The organism is Pseudomonas sp. WJP1, from assembly GCF_028471945.1.
Taxonomy (GTDB): Bacteria; Pseudomonadota; Gammaproteobacteria; order Pseudomonadales; family Pseudomonadaceae; genus Aquipseudomonas.
Genome location: NZ_CP110128.1, coordinates 80860 through 103365 on the forward strand (window position 1 = coordinate 80860; position 22506 = coordinate 103365).

Here is a 22506-nt window from a genome sequence, read left to right on the forward strand (position 1 = left end):
CCGCGGTGTTCTTTGGTCCATCGCGAGCAAGCTCGCTCCTACAGGTGTTTTACTCAGCCAGCCGCACCAATACCGATATTGGTCCGCACCCGCCCTTCCAGCCTGCGCTTCAACCCGCGCGATTCGATCAACAACTTCGAACCCTTGGCCGCATTGGCCCGTCCCCATTCCTCCAGCAGCTCCAGACACGAATGATCGATGTAGCTCAGGTTATTGAGCGGCACATGCACCGTCGCACCGGCTGGAATGCTGCCCAGTACCCGGGTTAATGCCGGCACCTTGAGAAAGGTCGCCGCACCTACCAGACGCAGCTCCATTTCCCCGTCCCGGGGCAGGTCGATCAGGCTTATTTTCAGCCGTGAAGCCTTCAGCGCCAGTTTTACCAGGGTCAAGCCGAAGCCGATCAGCACGCCTGTCAGCAGGTCGGTGAAGATGATCGCCAGTGCCGTCGCGGCGTAGGTGAACATCGGCATTCGACCGTATCGACCCAAACCGCGAAAAGCCTTGAGGTCGACCAGTTTGAAACCCGTGTAAACCAACACACCGGCCAGGCTCGCCACAGGAATGCTTTGCAGCACGCTTGACAGCAACATCACGAACGCCAGCAGCCACAATCCGTGGAAGATCGTCGAATAGCGCGTGGTTGCACCCGCCTGGACGTTGGCTGAGCTACGTACGATCACCCCGGTCATCGGCAACGCGCCGAGCAATCCGCACAGCATGTTGCCGACGCCTTGGGCAGACAGTTCGCGGTCGAAGTCCGAACGTTGACCACTGTGCATGCGGTCGACTGCGGCGGCGGACAGCAGGGTTTCGGCGCTGGCGATGAAGGCTACCGCGAATGCCGCGATCAGCAGTGCAGGGTCAGCCAGGTTCAGCAAGTCCGCAGGTTTGAGCCAGTCGATGGCTTCGGCCAGGTTGGCCGGCACTTCCACCCGTTTGACTTGCAGCGCCAAGGCCAGGCTGACGACGGTGGCAATCCCTACTCCGAGTAGCGCGCCGGGAACGAAGCGCAGGGAATGGGGACGCAGCTTTTCCCACAGCCACATGACAGCGATCGTTCCCAGCCCGAGCAAGCCGGCCTGCCAGCCAAAGGAGGGCAAAGCTTGAGCCACGGCGGCTGGGAAAGCTGCCAGGTTATCCAGCCCTGAGGGCTTGGGCGTGGCGTCCAGCATCACGTGCAGCTGTGACAGGACGATCAGCACCCCGATCCCGGCGAGCATGCCGTAGACAACGGCGGGCGCGGTCACGCGAAACCAGCAGCCCAGTTTCAACCGACCGGCCACCAGTTGTAGAAAGCCCGCCAACAGCAGGATCGGCCCGAGCATGACCACACCATGCTGGCGTACCAGTTCGAACACCAACACCGCCAGGCCTGCCGCCGGGCCGCTGACCTGCAACGGCGAGCCGGCCAGCCAACCGACTACCAGTCCACCGATGATCCCGGTGATCAGGCCTTTGGCCGGCGGCAGTCCCGAAGCAATGGCAATGCCCATGCACAGGGGCAGGGCGACCAGAAACACAACCACCGAAGCCAACAGCTCCCGTGGCAGCACAGCTTTAAGTTGCGCAGCACGCATGATGATTCTCCCGAAGTTTTCTTCAGGCATGGCAAGGCCGGGCCGCTGAAACAGCGGCCGGCGTCAAACCACACAGATGGTTAGGAGGATTTAGAAGCGCGCTTTGGGCGTCGCCACCGGAATCGGATGGCTGCCGTCGAGCGGCAGGAAACGACCCTGATCCGCGTCGTAAGCTTTGATTTGGCTGGTTTCGATGTCATAGACCCAACCATGGATGAACAGTTGACCGTTCGCCATGCGCGAGGCTACCGAGGGATGAGTCCGCAAGTGCTGCAATTGGGCGATGACATTTTCATCGGTGAGGACATGCATGCGCTCGTTTTCGTCGGCGCAGTTGCAGTTGTCGTGCACCATGGTTTTCGCGACTTCCGCATGCCGCAGCCAGGCTTTGACCGTAGGCATTTTTTCCAGGCTGTCGGGGTTGAGTACCGCACGCATCGCTCCGCAATCGGAGTGACCGCAGATGATGATGTGCTGTACGCCCAGTGCCAGCACCGCGTACTCGATGGCGGTGGAAACGCCACCGTTCATCTGGCCGTAAGGGGGTACGACGTTGCCGACGTTGCGGGTGACAAACAGGTCGCCAGGCGAGCTGTGGGTGATGAGCTCGGGTACGATGCGCGAGTCGGCGCAGGTAATGAACATCGCCCGTGGCTGCTGGGCCGTGGCGAGTTTTTTGAAGAGTTCTTCCTGTTGCGGAAAGATCTCATGATGAAAATGCAAAAAGCCGTCAACGATATGCTGCAGCGCTGCATCGGCGGTTTCCGCCTCGGGTTGGGCAGAAGCCGACGCAGCCAACGGCTGTTTATCCTTGTCACTCATGATTCATCCTCTTTGGCGGAGTCAGGGATATTCCCGTTTTGTCCGGTGTGAAGCCAGTGGCTGTTTAAAAAAACATCCAGGTCGTCAATCGACCCGTCAGTCACTCGATGAACAAGGTAGCCGTCGAATCTTAACTCAAACTGAATAGACCGCTCTAGAACCTGTGTTCCAGGTCACAAAAAACGTGACTGGCGAAAAAGTCGAGCGCGATCCCCAGTACTCAACCATAGGCTAATTGTCCTTAAATCAACGACATTTGGCGACCCGGCGGACAGAAGGCTTCGCAGTCCAGGTCAAAACCTTCCCGATGGTTGAGCCCCAGGCGCTTGATGGCCTTGGCAAAACGTTGTGCCAACAAATCGGCAAAGGGGCCTTCACCACGCATCCGTGCGCCAAAGCGACTATCGTACAGCTCGCCGCCCCGGCTCTGGCGAATCAGGCTCAGGACATGGGCCGCACGTTGCGGATAGTGGGCCGCCAGCCATTCTTCGAACAGGGGGGCGACTTCCAGGGGCAACCGCAACATCATGTAGGCGGCGCTCTGTGCCCCGGCCGCGTGGGCCTCTGTGAGCAGGTTTTCGATTTCGCTGTCGTTGATCATCGGAATCATGGGTGAACACAGCACGCCCACCGGAACGCCCGCTTCGCGCAACACCCTGATCGCTCGCAGTCGGGCCTTGGGTGCCGCAGCACGGGGTTCGAGGATGCGCTTGAGCTCGTCGTCCAGCGTGGTCAGGCTGATCATCACCGCCACCAGCCTTTGCCGGGCCAGTTCGGCCAGCAGGTCCAGATCGCGCAGAATCAACGAGCCCTTGGTCACGATGGTTACCGGATGACGGTAGCGCAGCAGCACTTCGAGGGTTTGGCGGGTGATCTTGTACTCACGCTCGATGGGCTGGTAAGGGTCGGTGTTGGACCCCAAGTTAATGGGGGCACATTGATAGCCACGTTTGGAAAGCTGTTCCTCCAGTATGTCCGCGGCATTGGTCTTGGCGATCAGCTTCGTCTCGAAATCCAGGCCTGGCGACATGTCCCAATAGGCGTGGCTGGGCCGCGCATAACAGTAGATGCAACCGTGCTCGCAGCCGCGATAAGGATTGATCGATCGATCGAAGGGCAGATCCGGTGAATTGTTGCGGGTGATGATGGTTTTCGCCGTCTCGATGGACACCTCGGTGCCTTGGGTCATCGGCGCTTCCTGATACCAGCCGTCGTCCTCGGCCACCGAGCGATGGGGTGCGAAGCGGTTATGCGGGTTGGTGGCGGTGCCGCGACCGCGTGGGGGCAATGACGCGTTCATGGGGATGGCTCGCATGCTGTATGCCCATACAGTATACGTGAAAGACTCGAGTGACCAGTGCCGTTGGGCAGCTCTCCGGTCTGGTCTCGAAAGTCATTGAACGATACATATCGCGTCTGGTTGAAACGCTCAAGGCACCGGTATTGTTATGGTCGCTCCATGCATTGATTGGAGTATTAATTAAAAGGATTTAATTATGTCTATGTTCAATCGTCGCGGTATTTTTTTACAAAAGCTTGGCCCAAGCTCCGTCAATCCAATAGAAGTGCAAGTATCGATGCAGTTCGCATTGAAAGAAGAGACTTGGGATGCAAAAAATTTCGCGACGAGCACCGCTTTACTGGACTCCACCACCCTAATCGCCTCCTCAAATGATGGGGGACAATCATTCAAGATCCGTAACTTCAATAAAGATGTCGATGGTGATGGCGATGTTGACGCCGAGGACCTGCTGAAACTGCTGGCGCTGGCTAAAGCCTACGTCAGCATTTCCACGCCTTGACTGAAACTCGATTACCTCTCACGGCGTTGCGCCGTGAGAGGTGCCGCTTTCTATTCAGTGTTGTTCGTCAGGCTTTTTCTTCAGCTTCGGATTCGGAAAGAACTGCACGGCCTGAACCTTGGTGTCCGCAGGCTTGAGTGCGGAAGTGTTGACCCGGGTGCCCAGTTCCTTGGGAACGGACAGGCCTTGTTCATTCAGCGTATCGGAATAACCGCAGGCCACGCATTCGCGGTGCGGTACGTCGTCTTCGCTCCACATCATCAATTTGTCCGGCTCGCTGCAGGCCGGACAAACTGCGCCGGCGATAAAGCGTCGTTTGGTAATCACGGGACTCTCACTCATGCTGCCGCGCCCTCACTCAGGCCGCTATGGCGCAAGAGTGCGTCAATCGACGGCTCACGACCACGAAAGTCGACGAACAGCACCATCGGCTCTTGGGAACCGCCGCGCGCCAGGATCGCTTCGCGGAACGCCCGGCCGGTGTCCGCATTGAGCACGCCTTCTTCCTCGAATTTGGAGAAAGCGTCGGCCGAGAGCACTTCAGCCCATTTGTAGCTGTAGTAACCGGCCGCGTAACCACCGGCGAAGATGTGCGCGAAGCTGTTAGGGAAACGGTTGTAGGCCGGAGGACGCATCACCGACACCTCGTCTCGCACGCCTTCAAGTACTTGCAATACGCTGCGACCGTCACCGTGGGTGGCGTGTAGTTCGAAGTCGAACAGCGAGAACTCCAGTTGGCGGACCATCATCAGGCCGGACTGGAAGTTTTTCGCCGCGAGCATTTTCTGCAGCAGGTCCTGTGGCAGTGGTTCGCCGGTTTCGTAATGACCGGAAATCAGCGCCAGGCCTTCCGGTTCCCAGCACCAGTTTTCCATGAATTGGCTCGGCAGCTCGACCGCGTCCCAGGCCACACCGTTGATGCCGGACACCCCGGCGTGTTCGACGCGGGTCAGCAGGTGATGCAGGCCATGACCGAACTCGTGGAACAGGGTGGTGACTTCATCGTGGGTCAGCAGCGCAGGCTTGCCGCTGTCGGCTGGAGTGAAGTTGCACACCAGGTTGGCCACCGGGCTTTGCAGCACTCCCTCGGCAGTGCGACGACGGTCACGAGCGCCATCCATCCAGGCACCACCGCGTTTGTTGGCGCGGGCGTAAAGGTCGAAGAAGAAGCGGCCGACGTGCTGGCCGTTTTCCTTGATTTCGAACAGGCGCACATCCGGGTGCCAGGTGTCGAAGCCTTGCTGCTCGGCGATTTCGATGCCGTACAGGCGTTGCACGATGGCGAACAGGCCGCCCAGTACTTTATCGATCGGGAAGTAGGCGCGCAGGGCTTCCTGGGCAACGCTGTAACGTTGCTCGCGAAGTTTTTCGCCGTAGAAGCCGCTGTCCCAGCTTTGCAGATCCGGGCAGCCCTGTTCGGCCGCGTAAGCCTTGAGCTGTTCCAGGTCCTGGGCGGCGAACGGTTTGCTGCGTTTGGCCAGGTCGCGCAGGAAGCTCAATACTTGATCGCTGGATTCAGCCATTTTGGTGGCCAGGCTCAGCTCCGAGAAACTGGCGAAGCCCAGCAGCTTGGCCAGTTCCTGACGCAGGTCGAGGATTTCCTGCATGACCGGACCGTTGTCGTTCTGGCCGGCATTCGGGCCCTGGTCCGACGCGCGGGTGCAGTACGCCGCGTAGACTTCTTCACGCAGGGCGCGGTCGTGGGCGTAGGTCATCACCGCGTAGTAGCTCGGGAATTCCAGGGTGATCAGCCAACCATCGAGGTCCTTGGCTTGCGCGGCGGCGGCCATTTGCGCCTTGGCCGAATCGGTCAGGCCAGCGAGGGCGGCTTCGTCGGTGATGTGCTTGGTCCAGGCCTGGGTAGCGTCCAGCAGCTGGTTGGAGAAGCGGCTGCCCAACTCCGACAATTTGCTCTGCACTTGGGCGTAACGCTTCTGCTCGGCTTCCGGCAGGTCGATACCCGACAGACGGAAATCGCGCAGGGCGTGTTCCAGGATAGTTTTCTGCGCTACGTCGAAACCGGCGGCTTCCGGGCTGTTGGCCAGGGCTTCATAGGCCTGGAACAGTTCACGGTTCTGGCCCAATTCGGTGGAGTAGGCACTCAGGGCCGGCAGGCAGGACTCGTAGGCTTCGCGCAGTTCGGCACTGTTGCACACGGCGTTCAAGTGGCTGACCGGACTCCACGCCGCACCCAGGCGATCGTTGAGCTCGTCCATGGCCAGTATCAGCCCAGCCCAGGTCGGTTGTTTGCCCTGGGCCTTGAGGATCTCGATAATGGCGGCGCGGTTGTCAGCCAGGATCTGTTCAATGGCCGGTTGCACGTGCTCTGCACGGATCGCGGAGAACGGCGGCAGGTCATAGGACTGCAAAAGAGGGTTGTTCACGCTCACGGTTGGCACCTTGGCTGGAAGAAACGTACAGCCATCTTAATTACAATCGACACTCACCGCAGCTATCAGCGACAGAGAGAGAACCTATCGTGTCCCTTCGCAAGTACCAGAACCACACGCCGTTGCTCGGTAAAGGCGCTTTTGTCGACAGTTCGGCGGTGGTGATCGGCGATGTTGAAATCGGCGAAGACAGCTCGGTGTGGCCATTGACGGTGATCCGCGGCGACATGCACCGCATCCGCATTGGTGCGCGGACCAGCGTGCAGGACGGCTGTGTGCTGCACATCACCCATGCCGGGCCGTTCAACCCCGACGGTTTCCCGCTGCTGATTGGCGATGACGTGACCATCGCCCACAAAGTCATGCTGCATGGCTGCACCGTCGGCAGTCGGGTGTTGATCGGCATGGGCAGCATCGTCATGGATGGCGCGGTGGTCGCCGACGATGTGATCATCGGCGCCGGCAGCCTGGTGCCACCGGGCAAACGCCTGGAAAGCGGTTTTCTATATGTGGGCAGCCCGGTGAAACAGATCCGGCCACTGACCGACAAGGAACAAGCCTTTTTCACCTACAGCGCGGCGAACTACGTGAAACTCAAGGATCTGCATCTGGCCGAAGGCTACGACCAGATCTGAAACGTCTCGCTATCGCCCAGGAATTTTCATGCATTACCAAACCGTTCTGTTCGACCTAGATGGCACCCTGACCGACCCGCGCGAAGGCATTACCCGTTCGATCCAGTTTGCCCTGGGTAAGTTGGGCATCGATGAGCCCGACCTGACCAAGCTCGAACACTTCATCGGGCCGCCGTTGTTGCAGGCCTTCATGCAATTCTATGACTTTGACGAGGCCAAGGCCTGGGAGGCGGTGAACTTCTACCGGGAACGCTTCAAGGTCACCGGCTTATATGAAAACCGCGTATTCAACGGTGTCACGCCGCTGCTCGAAACCCTGGGTGGGCAAGGGCGACAGCTGTATATCGCGACCTCCAAACCCTGGGTCTTCGCCCGGGAAATCGCCCGCTATTTCGACTTCGCCAAACACTTCAAGGTGATTTACGGAAGCGAACTGGACGGCACCCGCACCAATAAAGTCGAATTGATCGCCCATTTGATGGCTGAAGAAGGCCTCGACCCGGCGAGTACCCTGATGATCGGCGATCGCAAGCACGACCTGATCGGTGCGCGCAGTAACGGGCTGGATGCGGCAGCGGTGGGTTATGGGTTCGGCAGTCGGGAGGAGTTGAGCGCTGAAGCACCGGCCTATCATTTTGAAACGTTGGACGAGATGCACCAGGCATTTTTGCGGCCGTAGGAGCCAGGCTTGCCGGCGAAGAACGATGACGCGGTGTTGCAGATGCACCGCGGTGTCTGGTTCGCGGGCAAGTCGGAACGCCGCCCGCTCGCTCCTACAGCAACGCCTTCAACGCCACTTTACGCTGTTCAACCGGCATCGTCCCAAGCCGCTCGACCCGCGCATAAAACCTCACCCAATCCCCACCCTCCTGCTTGAACAACGCCGCAAACGCCGGCACCCACTGGTCGTAAAGACCAAACGGCAGCAATCGCGCATTGTTCATCGGCGCATTGATCCACACGTCGTAGCGTTTGTCCCCGGCCCATTGTTCATCGCGCATCTGTCGGTATTCGGCGCGCAACTGTTCGAACGCCTCGGCTTTACGCTGGCGCATTTGTTCAGGCGGCAGCGGTAGGCTGTACAGTTTTTCCAGCCGGGTACGGGTGTCGAGAACCAGCTGAATGAATTGGTCCCGTTGCTGCGCCTTTGTCCCGCTTTCGGGGGGCAGGCTGCGAAATGCCCGCCACTGTCGAGTACCTTCCTGCTCGACAAAGGTGGCAAATGACTCGTTGAACTCAGTGTCATCCTTCACATAAACGCGCTGATGCGCGAGTTCATGAAAGATCAGCGTGGCCAGGCGTTCATCGCCCCAGCCCATCATTGAGTTCATGATCGGATCGTTGAACCAGCCCAGGGTCGAATAGGCTTCAACTCCACCAATGGACACGTCCATCCCTTGCAGGTGCTGCAACGCCGCCTCACCGCGAGCCGCGCCCTGGCTGTAATAGCCGCGATAAGCCACGCAACCGGCGATGGGGAAGCAATGATTTTGTGGCTTCAGGGAAAATTCCGGTGTGACAAACACGTTCCAGACTACATAGGGACGGCCAATGTCGGCATACAAGCGGTAACTCTGATTATCCGGCAGATGCAGTTGCTGGCTGGCGAAGGTCCGCGCCCTTTGTGATTGGACCAGGTGCGCACGCAGTTTCTGATCGCGCTGCGGATCGGCAATCACTCGGGCAACGGGCTCCCGCGCCCGCAGCAATTGCAGCTGACCACTGGCCAATTGACTGTAGTAGCTGACGCTGGAACAACCGTTGAGTAACAAAAACAACACGCCCGGAAACAAAATGCGTAAAACGCGATCAAGTAACCCAAGGCTTCGACGCGGCCTGATCAAAATAAAAAAATCCCTGGAGAGTCTGCTCGCAAGACTATCCCGCTTGACTGGAGCTCCGCTATGCGCAAGTTGATGCTGACGGGAGGCCTGCTGATGCTGGCCGGTTGTGCAGGATTCGGATTACCTCGCCATGATCCGACGCAAGCCTGGATCGATCTGGAGTCACATCAGGAAGACACGGCCCTGCTGGCGCTGGAGGTGGACAATAAAGCGGCCACCGACAAGCGCTATTTCGAGGTCCAACCCGGCAGCCATGAATTGACCGTTCGCTACCAGTTCCCGGTCCAGCCCACCAATATCGGTCCCGATGCCGAACCGCTGTGGCGAGACTGCCAGCTGAATGTGAAATTCAACGACTTCAACGCGGGTGAGCGCTATCAACTGCAAGCGGGGAATATCGGCTTCCGGCCATGGGCCAAGTTGTATGATCAACAGCGAAAAGTGATTGGCCAGGGCACACCGGCGGGCTGCCAACGGACCTGATCGGCGCTATTCTGAATATCCCGACATTGGGACATTCATCATGCGCAGGTTGATGCTGTTACTGGCTGCAAGTGCCGTGGCCGGCTGTTCGACGCCGATGCCGGCGGCCAATCCGCAGATGGCGTGGGTCGACTTTTCTACGCCATTCCCTAACGATAAATTGCTGATGGCCGAGCGACTGGATAACCAGCGCTTGCGCGACGGGCGTTTTTTCCAGGTCACTCCCGGTAGTCACGAGCTGACCGTGCGCTTCGACTTTGAAGTGCCTGGCGGAAGCTCGGACTTGTTCGGCGGTTCCACGGAGCGGCTGTGCTACATGATCGTCAAATACGATCATTTTGAAGCCGGTCAACGCTATCTGTTACAAGCTCGCTCCATGGCGTTCACCCCTGAAGCGCGGCTGTACAACGCCAAGCATGAGATCGTTGCCGAAGAGAGCCAGATCAACTGTGTGCCGTAACTGCAGTCAGCGGTCATTCTTCTGGTAGATGATTTTCCTGGTGCCACCGTCGCACGAGCCAACGACCATGTTCTGGTCGTGCACTTCGTCATTGGTCACGATTTCCAGGGTGTAGGACGTCACCCCTGCGGCCTGGATCTTGGCTTCGATTTCGGCCTTGAGTTCTTCACAAGGTTTGGGTGCCGCCAGGGCCGAAGTGGCCAGGGCGCAACAGATAACCGCCAAGGCAAAACGTTTCATGGTTGAAGCTCCTTGAGGCAGCGCGCACAGGTCATGCGTTTTTGCTGCTGTCATTTATTCGACCACAGTTTTACCCGGCAAATCTGTTTCAACTCAAAAAAGATCGCAGCCTTTGGCCGTTCCTACAGGATCAACGTCAATCTGTAGAAGCTGCCGGGGGCCGCGATCTTTTCATTTCAATGCGAATTCAGCTGAGCAAAGTCGCATCCAGGCTGATTTTCGCATTCAACACCTTGGATACCGGGCAGCCCTCTTTGGCCTTGTTGCTCAACTCATCGAACTGCGCCTGGCTTGCGCCGGGGATTTTGGCCTTGAGGATCAGTTTCACGGCCGTGATCGCAAAACCACCTTCTACCTGATCCAGAGTGACTTCGGCGTTGGTATCGATGCTGTCAGCCTTGAGGCCGGCGTTACCGAGAATCATCGAAAACGCCATGGAGAAACAGCCTGCGTGGGCCGCTCCGATCAACTCTTCCGGATTGGTGCCCTTGCCGCCCTCAAAACGGGCCTTGAAGCCGTAGGGCGCGTCCCTGAGCACCCCGGTTTCGGTGGAAATCGAGCCGATGCCGGTTTTCAGGTCACCTTCCCAGTGGGCCGATGCTTTCTTGGTGATAGCCATGCCTGTCTCCTCAAGATCCGGCGCGAAGGGTCGCGCCGTTGTGGTTTCGGTCGCTAGGGTTCTGAGGGTAGGCGGGGGAGCAAAGTTCAGCGCATCTGATCGTTCGGCTTTTTTGTCGGTAAATTTCGCCGTGCTATTGAAACTCGGGTATATGCCCTCATTGCATGAAACACGCTTATGGATTCGGCAGGTTTTCGTTTGCAAACAAAAAACCTGCGCCCTCAATTGGAGAAGCAGGTTTATGAAACGACTGTCCGATATCAAGTTCTCGACCCTCGACCTGGTGCCCGTGCGGGAGAGCGGCAGCGCCGCCCAGTCGTTGCGCAACTCGCTGGACCTGGCGCAGCACGTCGAAAAATTCGGCTATAACCGGTTCTGGGTTGCCGAACACCACAACATGGACGGCATTGCCAGTTCTGCGACCTCCGTGCTGCTTGGCTATCTGGCCGGTGGCACCTCGACCATTCGGGTCGGTTCCGGCGGAGTCATGTTGCCCAACCATGCGCCGCTGGTGATCGCGGAACAATTCGGCACGCTTGAAAGCCTGTATCCGGGGCGCATCGACCTGGGGCTTGGCCGTGCGCCCGGTTCCGATCAGATGACGGCCCGTGCCCTGCGTCGTGAACGCTCCGGCAGCGCCGACGATTTCCCGGACGATGTGGCCGAACTGGTGCGTTATCTCGGCCCGCGCACGCCGGACCAGCGCGTTATCGCGATGCCAGGAACCGGCACGAATGTCCCGATCTGGCTGCTGGGCTCAAGCCTGTTCAGCGCGCAGCTGGCAGGGGAGCGCGGTTTGCCCTACGCCTTCGCTTCACACTTCGCTCCACGCTTCATGCATGAGGCCATTCGTGTCTACCGCAATCATTTCAAGCCTTCTGCGGTGCTGGACAAGCCTTATGTGATGCTCGGCGTGCCGCTGGTGGCCGCCGACACGGATGAACAGGCCGACTATCTGGCGACCTCGGTATTCCAGCGCATTCTCGCGCTGATGCGTGGGCAGAGCCTGGTGCAGCGCCCGCCGGTGAAAACGATGGATGGGTTGTGGTTGCCCCATGAGAAAGAAGCCGTCAGCGATTTCCTGGGGTTGGCGATGATCGGCAGCCCGCAAAAAATCCGCGCCAGGCTGGAAGTGCTGATCGAGCAGACCCAGGCCGACGAACTGATTTTCACCTGCGATCTCTACGAACACGCGGATCGCCTGCATTCCTATGAGCTGCTGGCGCAGGTCATGAAGGGCTGAGCACGCTAACCGCAAAAAGCCGACGCGATGGCGTCGGCTTTTTGCTTGCATAGGGTTGGGACTACTTTTTGTAGACTATTTCCTTGCTGCCCTTCTCGCAGGTGCCGACGATTTTTCCGCCAGATGCATTGCCTTTATCAACGATTTCCAGCGAATAACCCGAAACGCCCTTGGCATCGAGCTTTGCAGCGATTTCGGCTTTCAACTCTTCGCAGGACTTGCCACCTTCAGCGAAGGCAGTACCCGCCAGGCTCAACAAACCTACCGCCAAAATAAACTTCTTCATCGGTCGCATTCTCTGGTCGGATCAAAAAAAAGGCATCCAGCCATTGGCCGGAAACGCGCCTTGCGCATTGCCAGTCCCTATGGCAATCGGCCAGCGCGCAAGTTCAGAAGACTAGACCAACGTCAGCTACTGGCAATCCGGAACCCGACCTTGAGCGTCACCTGGAAGTGCGCAGCCTTGCCGTCCTTGATATGGCCGCGGGTTTCGGTCACTTCAAACCATTCCATGTACTTGAGACTCTTGCTGGCCTCGGCCAGCGCGTTGTTGATCGCGTCTTCGATACTGCTGGTGGACGAGCCTACGAGTTCGACTTTCTTATAGGTGTGATGGTCAGTCATGGCGTTCTCCTTAGGGTGTGAAATACAGCCTAGCAGTGATTTTCTGACTTACTTCCTTCGGGCGGTGCGACATGGAGGCTCACATTTACTGCACTTTCTCGAGTCCCTGAAGTCCCAACCAACACACGCCACTCATCAACAATGCAGGAGAGCCACCATGGCCAACAGCTCGTTACGCAAAGCCTCATTGCAAAGCATGGAAGCGGAGATCGAGAGTCTGCTCAAATCCTTGGAAAGCCTGAAGGACGACGCCTCGGACGAGTCGCGTAAAACCCTCAAGGTGCTTAAAGGCAATGCCGAGAATGCCTTGAGGCATTCGCGCCATCTGCTTTCGGATGCCTATGAAGAGGTCAAGGTCAAAACCCGTGAAACCGGCATCGCCACTCGCGATTACGCACAGGAGCACCCCTGGACGACTGCCGGTGTTGCCGTCGGTGCGTTGGGCCTGTTGGCGGCCTACCTGCTGTTTAAACGCGGGGAGTGATCTGTCTGGCGCAGCTCATTCTTGAGCCATTGCGCCAGTTGCCTGGCGCGCCCGTCCGCGGCGCGCTTGGGTAGCCACAAGGCTAGATGCGCGGGTGTTTCGCAAAATCCCCAAGGGGCGACCAGGCGACCCGCCTTCAAGTCCTCGGCCACCAGCGGCTCGGGGGCAATCGCCACGCCCAGCCCGGCTACCGCCGCTTCCAACAAGTAATACAAATGTTCGAAACCCTGTCCGTACTTCAATGCCTTGGCGTCGAGGTTGCTTTGCTGCGCCCAGCTGGGCCAGGCTTGCGGACGCGAAGTGGTGTGCAGCAAGGGTTCAGTAAGTAGCGCGGTGGCCTGCGCCGTTTTCAGGCGCTCATAACCGGCGAATCGTGGGCTCATGACCGGGCCGATCCGTTCACTGGCCAGTTCGAAGACCTGCATATCGGCCGGCCAGGGCGGTTCAGCGAACACCAGCAGGGCATCCAGGCCCGGGCGACGGGGATCGAGATCGCCCTCACCGGCTGACAGGTGCAGGCGCAGGTCGGGCAAATCAGCGTTCAGTCGCCCTAGGCGCGGTATGAACCAGCGTGCCAGCAGGCTTCCCGAACAGCCCAGGACGAACGGCGCATCGGCGGTGCTTTGCGTGAGCTCGGCGCACACGGTGCGCAAGCGCTCAAACGCTTCAGCGCTGGCATCACGCAGACGCATGCCTGCATCTGTGAGTTTCAGGCCGCGTCCTTCCTTGATGAACAGGCTCACGCCGAGGTGTTCCTCAAGCACTTTGAGCTGCCGGCTGACCGCCCCATGGGTGACGTGCAGCTGCTCGGCTGCCTGACTGACGCTGTTCAAGCGGGCAGTGGCTTCGAAGGCGCGCAGGGCATTCAGCGGTGGCAGGTCGTGGCTCATGGTATCTGTGAGTTTTCCTGACAGGTTGTGGCGATCTTATCGGTATTCAGGGCTGGGCGTCAGGGGTAGAGTGAAGCCCATTGTCATATCACGCATTCAATTGGAGCGCCCCATGACCCAGACTAATCTGCGCAACGGCCCTGACGCCAACGGCCTGTTCGGCTCGTTCGGCGGCCGTTACGTCGCTGAAACCCTGATGCCGTTGATCCTCGATCTGGCCCGTGAATACGAAGCGGCCAAGGAAGATCCTGCCTTCAAGGAAGAGCTGGCCTATTTCCAGCGCGACTACGTCGGTCGTCCGAGCCCGCTCTATTTCGCCGAACGTCTGACCGAATTCTGTGGCGGCGCGAAGATTTATCTCAAGCGTGAAGAGCTGAACCACACCGGCGCGCACAAGATCAACAACTGCATCGGCCAGATCCTGCTGGCGCGGCGCATGGGCAAGAAACGCATCATCGCCGAAACCGGCGCGGGCATGCACGGCGTGGCGACCGCCACCGTGGCTGCGCGTTTTGGGCTGGACTGCGTGATCTACATGGGCACCACTGACATCGAACGTCAGCAGGCCAACGTGTTCCGCATGAAGCTGTTGGGCGCCGAAGTGATCCCGGTCGTGGCCGGCACCGGCACCCTCAAGGATGCGATGAACGAAGCCTTGCGTGACTGGGTGACCAACGTCGACAACACCTTCTACCTGATCGGCACCGTGGCCGGTCCGCACCCTTATCCTGCGATGGTCCGCGACTTCCAGGCCGTCATCGGCAAGGAAACTCGTGACCAGCTGCAAGCTCAGGAAGGTCGCCTGCCGGACAGCCTGGTGGCGTGCATCGGCGGTGGTTCCAACGCCATGGGCCTGTTCCACCCGTTCCTCGACGACAAGAGCGTTGAAATCATCGGCGTTGAAGCGGCCGGTCACGGCATCGAAACCGGCAAGCACGCGGCCAGCCTGAACGGTGGCGTTCCGGGTGTACTGCACGGCAACCGCACTTTCCTGTTGCAGGACGACGATGGCCAGATCATCGACGCCCACTCGATCTCCGCTGGCCTCGACTACCCGGGCATCGGCCCGGAACACGCCTGGTTGCATGACATCGGCCGTGTCCAGTACACCTCGGTGACCGACGACGAAGCGCTCGCGGCATTCCACCAGTGCTGCCGCCTGGAAGGGATCATTCCTGCCCTGGAAAGCGCCCATGCCCTGGCTGAAGTGTTCAAGCGCGCGCCGACTTTGCCGAAGGATCACCTTATGGTGGTCAACCTGTCTGGCCGTGGCGATAAGGACATGCAGACTGTGATGCACCACATGGAACACTCTCAACAAGAGCAGTCTAAGCAGGAGAAACACTGATGAGCCGCCTGCAAACGCGTTTTGCCGAACTCAAGGAACAGAATCGCGCCGCCCTGGTGACCTTCGTCACCGCCGGTGACCCGGACTACGACACCTCCCTGGCAATCCTCAAGGGTTTGCCGGCCGCTGGCGCCGATGTGATCGAATTGGGCATGCCCTTCACCGATCCGATGGCTGACGGCCCGGCTATCCAGCTGGCCAACATCCGCGCGCTGGCAGCCAAACAGAACCTGGCGAAAACCCTGGAAATGGTGCGTGAGTTTCGCAAGGACAACAACGACACGCCACTGGTGCTGATGGGTTACTTCAACCCGATCCACAAGTACGGCGTGCCACGTTTCATCACCGACGCGAAAGAGGCCGGTGTCGATGGCCTGATCGTGGTCGACATGCCGCCCGAGCATAACGGTGAGCTGTGCGACCCGGCCCAGGCGGCCGGTCTGGACTTCATCCGCCTGACCACGCCGACCACCGACGATGTGCGCCTGCCAACAGTCCTTAATGGCAGCTCCGGGTTTGTGTACTACGTATCGGTGGCCGGTGTGACCGGTGCTGGCGCGGCAACCCTGGAACACGTCGAAGAAGCGGTCACTCGCCTGCGTCGCCATACCGACCTGCCGATCAGCATCGGTTTCGGCATTCGCACGCCGGAGCAAGCGGCATCCATTGCGCGCCTGGCGGACGGTGTAGTGGTGGGTTCGGCACTGATCGATCACATCGCCAATGCCACGACGCCGGATCAGGCCATCGATGGCGTCCTGAGCCTGTGCTCGGCGTTGGCCGATGGCGTGCGTAAGGCCCGCGTCAGCTGAAGGTAAAGTTCCTGATACAGAGGAATTAGAACCTCCCGACACAGACTAACCAGCAAGACCGAGGGCTTCAGGACTACGTTCTGAAGCCCTTTTTGTTGTGTGTGTGGTGAGGAAAGCCCCAATGAAAATGCCGAAACGTCTGATTGCCAGCCTGGGTGTGCTGATTCTCAGTGCGACCCCGTTGCTGAACGCCAGCGCCGATCAGCGCAACGATCATGACCACGGCGGCCCGCAACAGGGCCAATACGATAACCACGACAATGACCATCGTGGCGGGCAGGACAACCATCGCGGTGGGCCTCCCCGGGATTTTGGCCCGGTGCGCCAGACGATTCATGACCATCACGACTATTTCGTCCGTGGTGCGCCGCCACCTCCAGGCATACATCTGGAACGTGGCCGGCCACTGCCCCATGGCTATTACGGCGAACGCCTGGACAATCGCGCATTGAGTCGTTTGCCGTATTACCAGGGCTACGAATGGCGTCGCGCGGGTAGCGATATCGTATTGATCGCGATGGGCAGCGGTATTGTCTACGAGATTCTCGAAGGGGTGCTCTGACCCGCGTTTGGCAAAAGGCTTCGCGGCGGTTGCGCCGCGAAGCCTTTTTTACGGCAACTCCAACCCACCCGAAGCTTTGTGCAACTTGCGCAGGTGTTCGCCAATCTGTTTCACATTGGCCTCGTTGGCGGCCATTTCCGCTGCACGGTCTGGATCGAGCAGCGCCCTGACTTCCTTGTCCAGATCCCCGGTCAGTGCCTGAAGCTGCTTCTGCCGCAGGCTGGTCTCCGATTCCAGGCGTTGCCATTCAGCCGGTTGCGGCAAGCCATACCCGCCGCTGCCGAGCAATTCCGCCGGACGACTGAGGAACCCGCTGCTATCGAGAATTTGCCTCAGTGTCGCGTTGGCTTTGTCCATTCCACCGTTCTTCAGCTCACGGGCACCCAGGTAACGTTGCTTGACCTCGTCCTGGGCCAGAAGCAACTGCTGGCGATAGCTTGCCTGTTCCAGCAGGAGCAATGCCGCACTGGTGCGCAAATCCGCCTGATCGAACCACTGGCGACGCTGCGCTGCGGTCAGGGACAACCAGTCTTCGACCTTTTCCTGTTTGATCGGTAGTTGCTTTCTCAGTACCTCGAACATCGCTTGATAGCGATCGCGGAATGAGTCAAAGCGATAACCCAGGCGCAGTGCCTCACGTGGATCGTCCAGCACGCTGGTATCCGCCAGCCCGCGACCCTTCAGCACTTCCAGCAAGCCATTGGGCATGATGTTGTCGAGCGCAACCAACTTCGAGTTGTTGGTGCCGCCACGCAATAACTTCAGCTCTTCGACAGCGCAGTTGTTTGACAGGAAGAAGTAGTTGCCGTCGTAACTCCAGTGCATCTCGGCGGCACGTTCCACCACGTTTTCGATCTCTTCACGAGACAGGTTCAGCGGCACGGAGGCGAGGCTGCGCAGTTCGGTCTTGGTGTATTCGTCGATCACCTGGGCCAGTGGCAGCACGAACAGGCGTGACGGGTATTTGCCCACCAATCCATCCCAACTCGATAGCTGCACGTCGCCCACGAACGCGCGGTAGGACAACACCAGGTGCTGGTCCAGGTCCAGGCGGCAATCCGGCCCGCGTGGCCGGCCCGGTGCGCAGATCACCAGGCGCAACATGCTGTGGCCCCAACGGCTGACCCAGTTCTGGTTGGCTTCTGCCAGTAGATAGTCGACAGCGTAGACCCGCTCTGGATCGACCTGGCCCAAAGGCGTCTTGGCGAAGTCATTGCCGGCATTGAGGAAGGCGAAGGTCTTGCCACAATCGCCTTTGGCCGCAGGTGCCCAGCCGAAGCGTTCCTTGTAGTAGCGGTACAGCGCAGGGCGACGACAGGCGTAGCTCGGGTCGAGGAGGAAATACTCCATGTTGACCGCGACGAATTCCTTGGGGCTGCTGGTCTCGTAGATATCCGGGCTGCGGACGATCTGGCGGTTGTGCTGTTCGCGCTCACCACGACGGCCAACGTACTGCTGCCACCCGGCAAGGTCGAGCAGGCGCGGGTCGTCGCTGAACGTAAAGCGTCGATCGGACTGGCCGCGGCATTGATCGGGAATGCCGATCAGCCCTGAACTGCCGTTGCGTTGGGTACAGCGCTGGATCAGCGTGCGCTCCTCATTCGACCAGAGACGCGAGCGGTCATAAATGTGGGTCAGCTCATGCAGCACCGTAGCGAGCATCTCCCGGCGCACAGTGCCATGGGGGCGATAGGTCTTTTTGGTCGCGGCGCTGCCATCGGTGAGGCTCGCCAACAGGTTGCGGTTCAGATCGAGCTCGGACACCAGTGACGCCTGGCCGTAGGCATCGCTGCGCATGTTATCGGTCCAGCCGACGTCAATACGCCGGTCGAGTTGCTCGATGAACCGTGGCGGCAATGCCTGCATGGCTTCATCAAGCAACGCTTGGCTGGCTTGCTGCTGCGCGGGGCTCAGGCCTTCGGTCTTGAGGCGTAGTTCGAGGTCGGCGTGGGCCGCGCTGCCGAACAGCAGCACGACCCCGGCCAACAGCCAGGCAGCTGGAGACCTCACAGTGCGAGGATGGCTTCGGCGAGATCCTGATCACTGGCTTCGCGGGCTTCCGGAACGCGAGTGCGCAACAAATTGAGAGCGGATTCCAGGTGCGCACCACGAATATCGCCGTTGCTGGCGACGAAACTGGCGGCATCGTCTTGGGCTTGGCGGACAATTTTCGAGTCGCGGATGGACGTCGTGGTGTCGGAAGTGAAGTCCAGTGTGCGCTGGGTGGCACGAATGAGAATGTTGCTGGTGGCAACCAGGGTTTGGGCCTGGGCCACATCAGCCAACAACAGTAGGCCAAGAGTGGCAACAATCAGTGGGTTACGCATGGAACGACTCCGGAAAAACTTGGGATAACTATTGGACGAGAATTGCCTGTGCCAGTTCAAGGTCGCTGGCATGAAGTTTTGGCCGGGTCTGGCGCAGGTAAGCCAGGGCCGACTCCAGCCGTGCGCCTCTCATCTGGCCATCACTGGCGATGAATGCAGCGGCATCATCCCGGGCGGCGAGCAGTTTATGGTCGAAGGGGGCAGAGGTCACCATGCCTGAGGCATAACTGCTGGCCACGATGCCCTGGGTAGAAAGGTTAAACGCGTCGAAGGCATGGGCCGCCCCCGAGTACCAGGCCGCTAGAAATACCGGAGCAATCAGCAGGTTTGAAAGAAAACGCATGAGACTCGACAGTTGAACGTGAGTCCCAAGGCTAGCGCAAGGCCCGGGCTAGAGCCAGTGCTGAAACATTGGGACACGCCATGCGTGTCCCGCATCTCGACAAACGCTTAGATGGTCAGGATGGCCTGTGCCAACTGTGCGTCGGTTGCGTTCAGTTGAGGAGCCTGATGGCGAATGTGATCAAGTGCGCTTTCCAGTTTTACCCCACGAATGCTGCCTTCGCTGGCGACGAAGCTGGCAGCGTCGTCACGGGCCGCGAGCACGATCTTGTCGTCCTTGAACGAAGACGTGACGTCGGAGGTCGCGTCGGACGTGGCTTTGAGTGCACCGACGACGGCATCGGTGGTCACGATGAAGCTGGTGGCGTGGGCATTGGCAGCCACGGCAAGCAGGGCAGCAGCGCTGAGCAGACGAAGACGGGACATGGTGTAACTCCTTTGGATAAGACGATTAAAAAGTGGTGCAGTGTCTGATGAGTTAGACGTTAGACACTCGGGGGGGCAACACGTTCTGGCTTGATATTAGGCCTGAGCAGGGCGTTTCGAACAGCCTATAAGAGAAAAGGTTGCTAAAAATCAGTTTGATCGGCCAAAAGACAATTGCAGAACTGTAACGGTCAGGTTTCTGATTATAGAAACTGTACCTGTTTGCGCATTAACAGGCCTGAAACGACAAAGCCCGTCGCGGTTTCCCACGACGGGCTTTGTTTTTTCAATTCGGGTTGCTGGCGGTAGACCCTGCAGGTCAGGGCCAGCGACGCTGACTTAGCGCCAGAACGGCTTGCTCAGCTCTTCGTAGCGTTGTGCTTCGCTAATCCCGGCGTCAGCCAGCAGACGCGAATCCAGACGAGCCAGTTGGTGGCGGCTGGAGATGCGGCGCTGCCACAGCATCAGATTGGCGATAACGCGCAGAGGCATGGAAGCCTGGGTTTTTGCAGCGGTGTCTTCGAAGAACAGATCGGAACTGAGTGTACGTTCCATGGTTTTCATCCTTCCGCTTATGGCGGGATTAGGTAGTGGCTTAACTGGTGCCCATGATCCTCTTGTTTGCCTAGTCTCTGTAGATACAGTTCATCTGTATTGTGAGAGCTCAGTTAACTGTTTATAGGGGGTGTACTGGTCGAAAATGAGGCAACTGTACCTGTCTGCGCCGTTATGGTGCAATTTTGCTCATTTGAGTGAGAAGTGTAGGAAAATTCGGTAGGAAAAGACCGGTACAGCAGTACAGTTTTTGTCTGGATTTGGCTTGGCAACAGCAAGCTGACGAAACTGTGTTTGCGTCAGCTGCCATCTGTATCAATCAAACCGCGATCATTCTCCCGGTTTCTTCCAGGTTCATGTGCCAGCTCAGGGCATCACGCAGGATATGCGGCGTGTGTCCGCCGATTGCGCAGGCTTTCGTGAAGTAGTCGTTCAGTGCCTGGCGATAATCCGGGTGTACGCAATTGTCGATGATGACGCGAGCGCGCTCCCGAGGCGCCAGGCCGCGCAGGTCCGCCAGGCCGACTTCGGTGACGAGGATGTCGACATCATGTTCCGTGTGGTCAACGTGGCTGACCATCGGTACCACGCTGGAAATCGCCCCGCCCTTGGCGATCGACTTGGTCACGAAGATAGCCAGGTGCGCGTTGCGCGCGAAGTCGCCCGAGCCGCCAATGCCGTTCATCATCCGCGTGCCGCAGACATGGGTAGAGTTGACGTTGCCATAGATGTCGAATTCAAGGGCGGTGTTGATGCCAATGATGCCGAGGCGACGGACCACTTCCGGGTGGTTGGAGATTTCCTGCGGGCGCAGGACCAGTTTGTCCTTGTAGCGCTCCAGGTTGCCGAATACGTCAGCGTTGCGCCGGCTCGACAAGGTGATCGAGCTACCCGAGGCAAAACTCAGCTTGCCGGCGTCGATCAGGTCGAACGTCGAATCCTGAAGTACCTCGGAGTACATGGTCAGGTCTTCGAATGGCGAGTCGATCAGGCCGCACATCACCGAGTTGGCGATGGTGCCGATTCCGGCCTGCAGCGGGCCGAGCCTGTTGGTCATGCGACCCGCGTCGACTTCCTGCTTGAAGAAGTCGATCAGGTGATCGGCGATGGCCTGGGTGTCCACGTCCGGTGGCAGCACGGTGGACGGCGAGTCGGACTGGTTGGTGACCACGATCGCGACGATCTTTTCCGGTGGGATCGGGATGGCGGTGCTGCCAATACGATCGTCGACCTTGACCAGGGGAATCGGCGTGCGGGTCGGGCGATAGGTCGGGATATAGATGTCGTGCAGGCCTTCGAGGTTCGGGTTGTGCGCCAAATTGATCTCGACGATCACGTGCTTGGCGAAAATCGCGAAGCTGGCCGAGTTGCCCACGGAAGTGGTCGGCACGATATGGCCTTGCTCGGTAATGGCCACGGCTTCGATCACCGCGATGTCCGGCAGCTTCAGTTGCTGGTTGCGCAGCTGTTCGACGGTTTCCGAGAGGTGTTGGTCGATGAACATCACATCGCCAGCGTTGATCGCCTTGCGCAAGGTGCTGTCCACCTGGAAGGGCATGCGGCGCGACAATACGCCGGCCTCGGTGAGCTGTTTATCGAGGTCGTTGCCCAGGCTGGCGCCGGTCATCAGGCTGATCTTCAGCGGGGTGACCTTGGCCCGTTCGGCCAGTGCGTGGGGTACGGCCTTGGCTTCGCCGGCGCGGGTGAAGCCGCTCATGCCGACGGTCATGCCGTCCTCAATCAGAGCGGCAGCCTCGGCGGCGCTCATCACTTTATCCAACAACGAAGGCAGGCGAATACGGTCACGGTACATGGATTGTTATCTCGGGCAACGGGTAGCAGGACGTGCAGTCTAGTGAATTTCACGGCGCTGTGTCCCGCTACCAAGGTCGCAAACGGAGCGTCTATTCCGGTGCTTTCAGACAAAACACCGTTACCGTTTCGGTAATAACGCGGTGGTTTGTCCGACAATTTGCGCAAACAAAAACGCCCCGACGAGTCGGGGCGTTGTGGTGCTG

Annotated in this window: 27 protein-coding genes; 10 read left to right on the plus strand and 17 right to left on the minus strand. The window is 59.0% G+C overall.

The features are described from left to right. Positions 1-53: 53 nt before the first annotated feature. The 3 genes from OH720_RS00385 to OH720_RS00395 all read right to left on the minus strand — a co-directional run bounded on the left by OH720_RS00385 (position 54) and on the right by OH720_RS00395 (position 3702). On the minus strand, positions 54-1580 hold the full coding sequence (locus OH720_RS00385; protein WP_272604138.1) for a SulP family inorganic anion transporter: 1527 nt from the start codon (positions 1578-1580) through the stop codon (positions 54-56). A 90-nt stretch (positions 1581-1670) separates the two neighbouring features. Further along, positions 1671-2402, minus strand: coding sequence for a carbonic anhydrase (locus OH720_RS00390; protein WP_272604139.1), 732 nt, complete (start codon positions 2400-2402; stop codon positions 1671-1673). Positions 2403-2643: 241 nt separating this feature from the next. Beyond that, positions 2644-3702, minus strand: coding sequence for a PA0069 family radical SAM protein (locus OH720_RS00395; protein WP_272604140.1), 1059 nt, complete (start codon positions 3700-3702; stop codon positions 2644-2646). A gap of 196 nt (positions 3703-3898) precedes the next feature. Between OH720_RS00395 and OH720_RS00400 the strand changes: the two genes are divergently transcribed. Continuing rightward, positions 3899-4204, plus strand: a complete 306-nt coding sequence (locus OH720_RS00400) for a hypothetical protein (RefSeq protein ID WP_272604141.1) — start codon at positions 3899-3901, stop codon at positions 4202-4204. 54 nt (positions 4205-4258) lie between these two features. Here OH720_RS00400 and OH720_RS00405 read toward each other — a convergent pair whose 3' ends face one another. Together OH720_RS00405 and prlC are read right to left on the minus strand one after the other, a co-directional pair. Continuing rightward, on the minus strand, positions 4259-4546 hold the full coding sequence (locus tag OH720_RS00405; RefSeq protein WP_008064765.1) for a YheV family putative zinc ribbon protein: 288 nt from the start codon (positions 4544-4546) through the stop codon (positions 4259-4261). Further along, on the minus strand, positions 4543-6594 hold the full coding sequence (prlC, locus tag OH720_RS00410; protein ID WP_272604142.1) for an oligopeptidase A: 2052 nt from the start codon (positions 6592-6594) through the stop codon (positions 4543-4545). Before prlC ends, OH720_RS00405 begins: the two co-directional genes overlap by 4 nt. Positions 6595-6683: 89 nt before the next feature. Between prlC and OH720_RS00415 the strand changes: the two genes are divergently transcribed. Beyond that, complete coding sequence (locus OH720_RS00415) at positions 6684-7229, plus strand: gamma carbonic anhydrase family protein (protein WP_008064772.1); 546 nt, start codon at positions 6684-6686, stop codon at positions 7227-7229. Positions 7230-7257: 28 nt separating this feature from the next. Next, on the plus strand, positions 7258-7908 hold the full coding sequence (locus tag OH720_RS00420; protein WP_272604143.1) for an HAD family hydrolase: 651 nt from the start codon (positions 7258-7260) through the stop codon (positions 7906-7908). 94 nt (positions 7909-8002) lie between these two features. Here the strand turns inward: OH720_RS00420 and OH720_RS00425 are convergent, their stop codons facing one another. Continuing rightward, on the minus strand, positions 8003-9073 hold the full coding sequence (locus tag OH720_RS00425) for an aminopeptidase (protein ID WP_272604144.1): 1071 nt from the start codon (positions 9071-9073) through the stop codon (positions 8003-8005). A 60-nt stretch (positions 9074-9133) separates the two neighbouring features. Here OH720_RS00425 and OH720_RS00430 point away from each other — a divergent pair, with 60 nt between their 5' ends. Further along, positions 9134-9556: a PA0061/PA0062 family lipoprotein gene (locus OH720_RS00430; RefSeq protein WP_008064778.1), complete on the plus strand. Its 423-nt coding sequence runs from the start codon at positions 9134-9136 to the stop codon at positions 9554-9556. A gap of 40 nt (positions 9557-9596) precedes the next feature. Further along, complete coding sequence (locus tag OH720_RS00435) at positions 9597-10016, plus strand: PA0061/PA0062 family lipoprotein (protein ID WP_272604145.1); 420 nt, start codon at positions 9597-9599, stop codon at positions 10014-10016. 6 nt (positions 10017-10022) lie between these two features. On the opposite strand, the gene OH720_RS00440 is transcribed toward OH720_RS00435, so the two are convergent. Together OH720_RS00440 and OH720_RS00445 are read right to left on the minus strand one after the other, a co-directional pair. Further along, positions 10023-10256, minus strand: a complete 234-nt coding sequence (locus tag OH720_RS00440) for a DUF1161 domain-containing protein (RefSeq protein ID WP_272604146.1) — start codon at positions 10254-10256, stop codon at positions 10023-10025. Positions 10257-10443: 187 nt separating this feature from the next. Beyond that, positions 10444-10875, minus strand: a complete 432-nt coding sequence (locus OH720_RS00445) for an OsmC family protein (protein WP_272604147.1) — start codon at positions 10873-10875, stop codon at positions 10444-10446. Positions 10876-11116: 241 nt separating this feature from the next. Here OH720_RS00445 and OH720_RS00450 point away from each other — a divergent pair, with 241 nt between their 5' ends. Next, positions 11117-12118: an LLM class flavin-dependent oxidoreductase gene (locus OH720_RS00450; protein WP_272604148.1), complete on the plus strand. Its 1002-nt coding sequence runs from the start codon at positions 11117-11119 to the stop codon at positions 12116-12118. A gap of 61 nt (positions 12119-12179) precedes the next feature. Here the strand turns inward: OH720_RS00450 and OH720_RS00455 are convergent, their stop codons facing one another. After that, positions 12180-12404 carry a DUF1161 domain-containing protein gene (locus OH720_RS00455; protein ID WP_272604149.1) on the minus strand — a complete coding sequence of 75 codons (225 nt, stop codon included), beginning with the start codon at positions 12402-12404 and terminating at the stop codon, positions 12180-12182. Positions 12405-12526: 122 nt separating this feature from the next. Then, entirely contained in the window at positions 12527-12742 is a 216-nt protein-coding gene (locus OH720_RS00460; RefSeq protein ID WP_008027736.1) for a dodecin, read from the minus strand. A 157-nt stretch (positions 12743-12899) separates the two neighbouring features. Here OH720_RS00460 and OH720_RS00465 point away from each other — a divergent pair, with 157 nt between their 5' ends. Further along, positions 12900-13226, plus strand: coding sequence for a DUF883 family protein (locus OH720_RS00465; RefSeq protein ID WP_020798079.1), 327 nt, complete (start codon positions 12900-12902; stop codon positions 13224-13226). Here OH720_RS00465 and OH720_RS00470 read toward each other — a convergent pair. After that, complete coding sequence (locus tag OH720_RS00470; protein ID WP_272604150.1) at positions 13199-14116, minus strand: LysR family transcriptional regulator; 918 nt, start codon at positions 14114-14116, stop codon at positions 13199-13201. The two genes, OH720_RS00465 and OH720_RS00470, sit on opposite strands and share 28 nt — an antisense overlap. A 112-nt stretch (positions 14117-14228) precedes the next feature. Between OH720_RS00470 and trpB the strand changes: the two genes are divergently transcribed. From trpB to OH720_RS00485, 3 genes are all read left to right on the plus strand, one after another. Next, a complete protein-coding gene (gene trpB / locus OH720_RS00475; protein ID WP_272604151.1) occupies positions 14229-15464 on the plus strand; it encodes a tryptophan synthase subunit beta in 1236 nt (411 codons plus the stop codon). Then, a complete protein-coding gene (gene trpA / locus OH720_RS00480) occupies positions 15464-16276 on the plus strand; it encodes a tryptophan synthase subunit alpha (protein ID WP_272604152.1) in 813 nt (270 codons plus the stop codon). Before trpB ends, trpA begins: the two co-directional genes overlap by 1 nt. Before the next feature lie 121 nt (positions 16277-16397). Then, on the plus strand, positions 16398-16838 hold the full coding sequence (locus OH720_RS00485) for an anti-virulence regulator CigR family protein (RefSeq protein WP_272604153.1): 441 nt from the start codon (positions 16398-16400) through the stop codon (positions 16836-16838). 48 nt (positions 16839-16886) lie between these two features. On the opposite strand, the gene OH720_RS00490 is transcribed toward OH720_RS00485, so the two are convergent. The 6 genes from OH720_RS00490 to OH720_RS00515 all read right to left on the minus strand — a co-directional run bounded on the left by OH720_RS00490 (position 16887) and on the right by OH720_RS00515 (position 22301). Further along, positions 16887-18848, minus strand: a complete 1962-nt coding sequence (locus OH720_RS00490) for a DUF7844 domain-containing protein (protein ID WP_272604154.1) — start codon at positions 18846-18848, stop codon at positions 16887-16889. Continuing rightward, positions 18845-19165 carry a DUF2388 domain-containing protein gene (locus OH720_RS00495; protein WP_272604155.1) on the minus strand — a complete coding sequence of 107 codons (321 nt, stop codon included), beginning with the start codon at positions 19163-19165 and terminating at the stop codon, positions 18845-18847. The genes OH720_RS00490 and OH720_RS00495 overlap by 4 nt, the downstream gene beginning before the upstream one ends. Positions 19166-19193: 28 nt before the next feature. Next, on the minus strand, positions 19194-19508 hold the full coding sequence (locus tag OH720_RS00500) for a DUF2388 domain-containing protein (RefSeq protein ID WP_272604156.1): 315 nt from the start codon (positions 19506-19508) through the stop codon (positions 19194-19196). A gap of 107 nt (positions 19509-19615) precedes the next feature. Further along, a complete protein-coding gene (locus OH720_RS00505; RefSeq protein ID WP_008064820.1) occupies positions 19616-19933 on the minus strand; it encodes a DUF2388 domain-containing protein in 318 nt (105 codons plus the stop codon). 339 nt (positions 19934-20272) lie between these two features. Then, positions 20273-20425, minus strand: a complete 153-nt coding sequence (locus tag OH720_RS00510; RefSeq protein WP_370694728.1) for a DUF1127 domain-containing protein — start codon at positions 20423-20425, stop codon at positions 20273-20275. 382 nt (positions 20426-20807) lie between these two features. Further along, the gene (locus OH720_RS00515) at positions 20808-22301 is read right to left on the minus strand and encodes an acetyl-CoA hydrolase/transferase family protein (RefSeq protein ID WP_272604157.1); all 1494 of its coding nucleotides are present in this window, start codon (positions 22299-22301) and stop codon (positions 20808-20810) included. Positions 22302-22506 lie beyond the last annotated feature (205 nt).

What these genes read in the sequence shown, in the direction of transcription:
- OH720_RS00405 (WP_008064765.1), bottom strand. Translation starts at nt 4,546, where the DNA reads ATGAGTGAGAGTCCCGTGATTACCAAACGACGCTTTATCGCCGGCGCA.
- OH720_RS00515 (WP_272604157.1), bottom strand. Translation starts at nt 22,301, where the DNA reads ATGTACCGTGACCGTATTCGCCTGCCTTCGTTGTTGGATAAAGTGATG.
- OH720_RS00505 (WP_008064820.1), bottom strand. Translation starts at nt 19,933, where the DNA reads ATGTCCCGTCTTCGTCTGCTCAGCGCTGCTGCCCTGCTTGCCGTGGCT.
- OH720_RS00495 (WP_272604155.1), bottom strand. Translation starts at nt 19,165, where the DNA reads ATGCGTAACCCACTGATTGTTGCCACTCTTGGCCTACTGTTGTTGGCT.
- OH720_RS00385 (WP_272604138.1), bottom strand. Translation starts at nt 1,580, where the DNA reads ATGCGTGCTGCGCAACTTAAAGCTGTGCTGCCACGGGAGCTGTTGGCT.
- OH720_RS00430 (WP_008064778.1), top strand. Translation starts at nt 9,134, where the DNA reads ATGCGCAAGTTGATGCTGACGGGAGGCCTGCTGATGCTGGCCGGTTGT.
- OH720_RS00400 (WP_272604141.1), top strand. Translation starts at nt 3,899, where the DNA reads ATGTCTATGTTCAATCGTCGCGGTATTTTTTTACAAAAGCTTGGCCCA.
- OH720_RS00485 (WP_272604153.1), top strand. Translation starts at nt 16,398, where the DNA reads ATGAAAATGCCGAAACGTCTGATTGCCAGCCTGGGTGTGCTGATTCTC.
- OH720_RS00445 (WP_272604147.1), bottom strand. Translation starts at nt 10,875, where the DNA reads ATGGCTATCACCAAGAAAGCATCGGCCCACTGGGAAGGTGACCTGAAA.
- OH720_RS00450 (WP_272604148.1), top strand. Translation starts at nt 11,117, where the DNA reads ATGAAACGACTGTCCGATATCAAGTTCTCGACCCTCGACCTGGTGCCC.
- OH720_RS00470 (WP_272604150.1), bottom strand. Translation starts at nt 14,116, where the DNA reads ATGAGCCACGACCTGCCACCGCTGAATGCCCTGCGCGCCTTCGAAGCC.
- trpB (WP_272604151.1), top strand. Translation starts at nt 14,229, where the DNA reads ATGACCCAGACTAATCTGCGCAACGGCCCTGACGCCAACGGCCTGTTC.
- OH720_RS00420 (WP_272604143.1), top strand. Translation starts at nt 7,258, where the DNA reads ATGCATTACCAAACCGTTCTGTTCGACCTAGATGGCACCCTGACCGAC.
- OH720_RS00390 (WP_272604139.1), bottom strand. Translation starts at nt 2,402, where the DNA reads ATGAGTGACAAGGATAAACAGCCGTTGGCTGCGTCGGCTTCTGCCCAA.
- OH720_RS00435 (WP_272604145.1), top strand. Translation starts at nt 9,597, where the DNA reads ATGCGCAGGTTGATGCTGTTACTGGCTGCAAGTGCCGTGGCCGGCTGT.
- OH720_RS00455 (WP_272604149.1), bottom strand. Translation starts at nt 12,404, where the DNA reads ATGAAGAAGTTTATTTTGGCGGTAGGTTTGTTGAGCCTGGCGGGTACT.
- OH720_RS00510 (WP_370694728.1), bottom strand. Translation starts at nt 20,425, where the DNA reads ATGCCTCTGCGCGTTATCGCCAATCTGATGCTGTGGCAGCGCCGCATC.
- OH720_RS00465 (WP_020798079.1), top strand. Translation starts at nt 12,900, where the DNA reads ATGGCCAACAGCTCGTTACGCAAAGCCTCATTGCAAAGCATGGAAGCG.
- OH720_RS00460 (WP_008027736.1), bottom strand. Translation starts at nt 12,742, where the DNA reads ATGACTGACCATCACACCTATAAGAAAGTCGAACTCGTAGGCTCGTCC.
- OH720_RS00440 (WP_272604146.1), bottom strand. Translation starts at nt 10,256, where the DNA reads ATGAAACGTTTTGCCTTGGCGGTTATCTGTTGCGCCCTGGCCACTTCG.
- OH720_RS00395 (WP_272604140.1), bottom strand. Translation starts at nt 3,702, where the DNA reads ATGAACGCGTCATTGCCCCCACGCGGTCGCGGCACCGCCACCAACCCG.
- trpA (WP_272604152.1), top strand. Translation starts at nt 15,464, where the DNA reads ATGAGCCGCCTGCAAACGCGTTTTGCCGAACTCAAGGAACAGAATCGC.
- OH720_RS00500 (WP_272604156.1), bottom strand. Translation starts at nt 19,508, where the DNA reads ATGCGTTTTCTTTCAAACCTGCTGATTGCTCCGGTATTTCTAGCGGCC.